Origin of the sequence: Nitrospirillum amazonense (genome assembly GCF_029594735.1) — a bacterium.
In the GTDB taxonomy this organism is placed as follows: Bacteria; Pseudomonadota; Alphaproteobacteria; order Azospirillales; family Azospirillaceae; genus Nitrospirillum; species Nitrospirillum amazonense.
Genome location: NZ_JARPAF010000023.1, coordinates 1 through 1,053 on the forward strand (window position 1 = coordinate 1; position 1,053 = coordinate 1,053).

At 69.9% G+C, this 1,053-nt stretch carries 1 protein-coding gene; it reads right to left on the reverse strand.

Going from position 1 to position 1,053, the window contains the following annotated elements:
* Positions 1-62: 62 nt before the first annotated feature.
* A partial coding sequence (gene tnpC, locus P5F91_RS29800; RefSeq protein ID WP_277909157.1) for an IS66 family transposase occupies positions 63-1,053 on the reverse strand: 991 nt, incomplete at its 5' end.

The window sequence follows — 1,053 nt, forward strand, 5'->3', positions numbered from 1 at the left end:
GTAAGCATGCGGCGTAGGCCGCAGGGTGCTGACGGCCTCGTCGCCCGGGCCGTAGTTCCCGGTCAGGCAGCCACGGCGGGTGTCGCCGCCGCCTTGGGTGTCCAGCGCCACGGCAGCAGGTCGTCGAGCCTGTGAGCCGGGTGCGCGGCGATGCGGGCGAGGACGTCGGCCAGCCAGGCTTGTGGGTTGACGCCGTTCATCTTGGCGGTGACGATCAGGCTGTACAGGGCGGCGGCACGCTGGCCGCCGCGGTCGGAGCCACAGAACATCCAGGACTTCCGTCCCAGGGCAATGCCGCGCAAGGCGCGTTCGGCGGCATTGTTCGACAGGCAGACGCATCCATCGTCCAGGAACAGGGTGAAGGCAGCCCACCGCTTCAGGACATAGTCGATGGCCTTGGCGAGGTCATGTCCACGGGACAGCTTGGCGCGCTGCTCATGCAGGTAGGCCCGCAGATCCTCAACCAGCGGCTTGCTCAATTCCTGGCGGACCGCCCGGCGCTCCTCGGCGCTCTTGCCGTTGATCGGCCGCTCGATGGCGAACAGGGCATCGATGCGGCGCACCACCTCGATGGCGATGGGCGAGAGCGCGATCGTCTTCTTGCCTGCGGCCTGGCGCCGGGCGTTCTCCTCAAGATCGGCCATGGCGAAGAACGGTCGCCGGGCATGCACCCAGCATCCCGCCTCCCGGATCCGGCCGGGACTTCGCTCGGCCGCGTACAGCGCACGATAGCCGTCGAAGGCGTCGGCCTGGAACAGCCCGGCGTATCCGGCTAGGTGGCCCTGCGGATGCTCGCCCTTGCGGTCGCGCGAGTAGCGGAACAGCGCCGCCGGCGGCGCCGTCCCGCCGAACGGCCGGTCGTCACGGACATAGACCCAGCAGCGCCCGGTATCGGTCTTGCCCTTGGCCAGGACCGGCACGGTCGTATCGTCGCCATGCAGGCGCTCCGCCGCCATCACATGGGCCTCGACCCGTCGCAGCAGCGGCTCCAGCGCGGCACAGCTCGACCCCACGGCGTCGGCCATGGTCGACAGGCTGACCGGCACGCCTTCC